The organism is Thermogutta sp. (assembly GCF_014359955.1).
Lineage (GTDB): Bacteria > Planctomycetota > Planctomycetia > Pirellulales > Thermoguttaceae > Thermogutta.
On record NZ_JACIYL010000281.1, the window covers coordinates 1 to 5,042 of the forward strand.

At 60.1% G+C, this 5,042-nt stretch carries 3 protein-coding genes; 1 reads left to right on the forward strand and 2 read right to left on the reverse strand.

Going from position 1 to position 5,042, the window contains the following annotated elements; translation table 11 throughout:
• The coding region (locus H5U08_RS09890) for an aminotransferase class V-fold PLP-dependent enzyme (protein ID WP_297032578.1) at positions 1 to 600 on the reverse strand (600 nt) is incomplete at its 3' end.
• A 186-nt stretch (positions 601 to 786) separates the two neighbouring features.
• Positions 787 to 2,142, reverse strand: a complete 1,356-nt coding sequence (gene trkA, locus H5U08_RS09895; protein WP_297032580.1) for a Trk system potassium transporter TrkA — start codon at positions 2,140 to 2,142, stop codon at positions 787 to 789.
• Between the two features lie 689 nt (positions 2,143 to 2,831).
• Between trkA and ftsH the strand changes: the two genes are divergently transcribed.
• Complete coding sequence (gene ftsH, locus H5U08_RS09900) at positions 2,832 to 5,009, forward strand: ATP-dependent zinc metalloprotease FtsH (protein WP_366494364.1); 2,178 nt, start codon at positions 2,832 to 2,834, stop codon at positions 5,007 to 5,009.
• Positions 5,010 to 5,042 lie beyond the last annotated feature (33 nt).

The following is a 5,042-nucleotide window of genomic DNA, read 5'->3' on the forward strand; positions in this document are numbered from 1 at the left end:
CGCCAACAAATCGATTCCCAATTCCTTAGGGAAAAGTGGCAGATGTCCCAGCGAGTGAGCCGCATCCACCAAAATGATTGCCTCGCAGTGCCGCCGCACCAGTGTAACGATCTGCGCCAGCGGTTGCAGCGTGCCCACCACGTTGGATGCGTGGTTGACCGCCACCAGACGCGTCTCCGGGCGAAGCGCTTTTTCCAGCTCTTCGAGAATCACAAACCCCCAGGGATCGCAGGGAATGCGATCCACCTGAGCGTGATGGTACTCCTCGTAAAACCGCAGCGGCCGAAGAACAGAGTTATGGTCGGCTGCCGTCGTGACGACGTGATCGCCCGGGCGAACCACACCGCGAATCGCCATATTGAGCACGTCCGTGCCGTTAAATCCGAAGACGATGCGATGGGGATCTGACACACCCAGACACCGGGCCACTGCCCGACGCGCCTCAGCCACCACGCGGTCGGCCTCCATGGCATCCCGATAGGTGCTGCGCCCCGGCGAGCAACCGAGATTTCGCTGATAGGCATCGACCGCCTCATAAACGGCGGGTGGTTTCGGCCAGGTTGTGGCTGCATTATCCAGATAAATGCGTTTCTTTGCCATATCGTGATCCCCGGAAAGGGTTTTTGATCGATCTGCGTTAGCGCCGTATGCTTGTCCCGTCCCCCGATCCCCGTGACCCACACCAACGGACGACGACTCAGGCCGGCTGATGACGCCCGATCAGAAAACTGTCCTGTGCTGAAAATGTTCCACCGAGATGGCGATCCCGGACGGGAGCATCACGCGTCATTCCGGCGGCTGGAAGAACTCAAGCATTTCATCGATCATGTCTTCGTGGACCAGGACGATCACCGTGTCACGCGGCTTGATGCGATCGTCGGCTCCCGGAAGCATGGCAAAGCCCTCGCGGATGACCGCCGCAATGAGGCACTGTCGCGGCAAGCCAACTCGTGCAAGCACGTGCTCGGTCACCGGCGCCCCTTCCACGACCTCCAGTTCCATGACAAAGATTTTGGAGCCGGGGACGAGCGGTTTTTTCGTGACCACCACCCCGGTGGTGAGGTGGGCTTCCACCTCTCTCCGGACGACGTCGGGGGGAGTCGTGACGTGGTCCACACCGAGTTTTGTCAGAATGTAGCGGTAATCCGACCGAGCGACCACCGCCGCCACCTTCTGGGCCCCGAGTTCTTTGGCTTCCACGCACGCCAGAAGGTTGTTCTCATCGTCGCCTGTACAGGCCACAAAATAGTCGGCACTGCCCACACGCTCCTCTTCCAGTGCCGCCCGGCTTCGCACATCGCAGCAGACCACCGTTACCTCGCGGAGGTGGCTGGCCAGATACTCGCAACGCTCTCGATTGGACTCCATCAGGACCACGTTATGGCGTGGTCCTTCCAGGAGGCGGGCCAGTTGAAAGCCGGTTTCCCCACCACCCGCGATGACGACCCCTAACCGATGGGGAGTTTCCGTCTCGAACAAGGTTTTCACGACGTCCAGTTCGTCCCGCTTGCCCAAAAGCGCCACGCGATCGCCGATTTCAATCGAATCCTCCGGCCCGGCAATGAAGAGTTTGCCCTGTCGCAGGACTGTCCCCACCCGCACACCTCGCGGCAACTCGAGTTGTCGGAGCGGAACGCCCACTCCAGGGGCTTTTCCGCGGATTTCGATTTCCTGCATTTCCAGGTCCGCCACGGTGAAAATCTCAATGCTCAGCGTGCCGGCCCCGCGGACCACCCTCGCAAGGTCCAGGGCGGCCAAGCGCTCCAGGCTCACGAGTCTGTCAAGACGAAAGTGATCGCGGTAGTCGAAGGTGCTGGTATCCAGAATGTTGGGGGAATACACCCGAGCGATGGCCCGCCGCGTTCCCATTGCTTTGGCCACGCTGGCCCCCACAAGATTCACTTCGTCGGAATTGGTCACCGCCAGACACAAATCGGCGTCGGTGGCTCCCGCCTGGAAAAGGAGAACGGCGTCGGAGGCCGATCCCACAAGGGCCCGCACATCCATGGTCGCGTTGATTCGATCCACAGTCTCGCGGTCCCGATCGATCAACGTCACCCTGTGATGCGGGGAAAGGAACTCGGCAATCGAGCTACCAATGGTGCCTGCTCCCAGGATCAAAATTCGCATAGAGTTGGCCATGATTGTGCTCAAAAGACCGCCCCGGAGGTCAAATTAGCTGACAGCCTACCCCAAAACTCGGCGCCCGGAACTTGGGGCACGAAGGGATATCCAAACACTGCATTATATCGTGTTTGGAGGTTCTCAACTTCGTGGCCGCCCTGCTGCAACAGTTTTGCCCGCCGAGAACAAGCTGTGTCGCCAGACGCGATAAGCGTGCCCCTCCGATCGCCGAAGGGTCGGGCTTGTCCGGTATCTTTTTTTCCTTGCGGGAGGCCAAAACAGCGCGACCCATTGAATCCTTGCAAGAAGCCAGATGCTTCGCCCCCTAACGCCGGTACAACTGCGGCACACTGCCGGTCGGGTCCGGTGGACTGCGCGAATCAGAACTCCAGCACATCGGGGCCATTCAGGCTGCCTGGTTGTTGTCCTGCGGGATGGATCGTCCCCTGTCACTAACGGGGATAAGTCCGTGGCCGGGCTATTTGCCTCTTTTCCCGCAGGTGGGATAATGAAGGTAAACGACGTCGGGTCCCCCGGCGAATCCATCCGGGACTTCCCAGGATACGGAAAATTCGCCGCAGAGGACCAGGCCCGGACTCCCCTCCCGCAGGACTCCCTCAATGCCGCCTGTGATCTATCATTGAAAAGGGCAGAAGGAGGGGCGATACACGAGAGTCATTCCGGTCTTAAATGGCTTGTTCACACGCATGATGAAATCAAAAAACGGCGAGAAAGCCTGGTATTTGATACCCAACGACTTGCAGAGACTCCGGAACCTCTTCTCGCGAGACTCCGGCAACCGAAACGATACCAACCGGGGAGAGCCGTCACCACCGGGTGAAAAAAAAGCCAAAGAACGCCGAGGTCCCGGTGGCCCCGCTATCCTCTGGTATTTACTGATTGCCCTTGCCGTCAGCCTCCTTCTGGCCGGATTGGTCCGACCGACCATCACCGAGGAAATCCCCTATCTGGAACTTGTGCGACTCATCGAACAGGGAAGCCCCGAGCAGAACCCGAAGGCGGCCATCGTCGTCACCAAAAAAGTGGGCAACGAACTGTACCGCATCCGCTATTCGGGCCTGCGCGACCTCGTCGTCCGACCCCAGGAAGTGGTTGGCACCGTAACGCGGGAGATCCTGGATCCCCCCAGCAAACGGTCGAAGCCGGAAGAGGTTACGTTTCGCTCCTCCCGATTGGGATTTGAAAACGACAACAACGCCCTCCTTCAATTGCTCCTGGACAAAGGATTTCGCGACGTTCGGGGCGGGGAACCACCCACCTTCTGGGAGCAGTACGGCCCTCACATCATCCTGCTTCTGGTCTTCGTCCTGCTGATGCTCTTTCTCCTCCGCCGGATGGGAGGACCAGGCTCGGCGATTGCATTCGGCCGAAGCCGCAGCCGGCTCTATGCTCCTGAAGACGTCGGCGTCACGTTCAAGGACGTGGCGGGCATCGACGAAGCCGTCGAAGAAGTCAAAGAAGTCGTCGAGTTTCTCAAAAATCCGCAGAAATTCCGAGCATTGGGAGGCCGCATCCCGAAAGGGGTGTTGCTGGTGGGCCCCCCGGGAACGGGGAAAACGCTGCTGGCCAAAGCCATCGCGGGAGAGGCCGGTGTGCCCTTCTTCAGCCTTTCCGGGTCAGATTTTGTGGAAATGTTCGTCGGAGTGGGCGCCGCCCGTGTCAGGGACATGTTCCAGCAAGCACAAGCCCGCGCTCCCTGCATCGTGTTTATCGACGAACTCGATGCTTTAGGCAAGATGCGCGGGACGAGCATCGTGGGTGGACACGAGGAACGGGAACAGACCCTCAACGCCCTCCTCGTGGAGATGGACGGATTCAACTCCAACAGCGGTGTCATCGTCCTGGCGGCGACGAACCGGCCGGAGACCCTCGATCCCGCTTTGCTGCGGCCGGGAAGGTTCGACCGGCATATCCTCGTGGATCGTCCCGACGTCCGTGGACGGGAGGCCATCCTCAGGGTCCATTGCCGAAACGTGAAGCTGGATCCGTCGGTGAACATCAGCGAAATCGCCGCGTTGACCCCGGGTTTCGTAGGGGCCGACCTGGCCAATCTCGTCAATGAAGCGGCCCTCCTTGCTGCCCGCAAAAACAAAGAGGCGGTCACCATGGAAGAGTTCACGGAAGCCGTGGAGCGGGTGACGGCCGGGCTGGAAAAACGTCAGCGGGTGATGAGCGAAGAGGAAAAGCTCCGGGTGGCTTATCATGAGAGCGGCCATGCCCTGGTGGCTTATTCCCTGCCGAACACGGACCCTGTCCACAAAGTCTCCATCATCCCGCGGGGAATTGCCGGCCTAGGGTATACCCTCCAGCGTCCCGAGGGCGATCGCTATCTTTTGACGCAGAGCGAGTTGGAAGCCCGCATCCAGGTGCTCCTGGCTGGAAGTGTGGCCGAGGAACTGGTATTCCAGGACGTTTCCACGGGTGCCCAGAACGACCTGCAACGGGCCACCGATATCGCACGGAGCATGGTCACCGAGTTTGGGATGAGCCGCCTTGGAAAGCTGGCATTCCGCGATGATGTGCCCACGCACCTGGGGGTTTACAGCGATTTGGGACGGCCCCGCTGGTACAGCGAAGCGACGGCCGAGGAAATCGACCGCGAAATCCGGCGGATCATCGACGAGGCCCTTCAGCGGACCCGGCGGATCCTGGAGGTACGTCGCCCCGCCCTGGAAGCCCTGGCCCAGCGGCTCATGCAAAAGGAGGTCATCGACCAGGAAGAGCTGCGGGAAATCGTGGAAACGCACTCTCCCGGCCCGTTCGTCGTTCCCGGAACGGAAGATGTAAAACCAAAACGGCCGATGCCAACAGTGAGCGAGCGAGCAAGCAACGAGCCAGAAGCAGACAGCGGAGCGTCTTCCTGAGACAATATTTCCCGCTGGAGATGGGAAACCGCT

Coding starts and splice junctions, on each gene's coding strand:
- trkA (WP_297032580.1), bottom strand. CDS start 2,142: ATGGCCAACTCTATGCGAATTTTGATCCTGGGAGCAGGCACCATTGGT.
- ftsH (WP_366494364.1), top strand. CDS start 2,832: ATGATGAAATCAAAAAACGGCGAGAAAGCCTGGTATTTGATACCCAAC.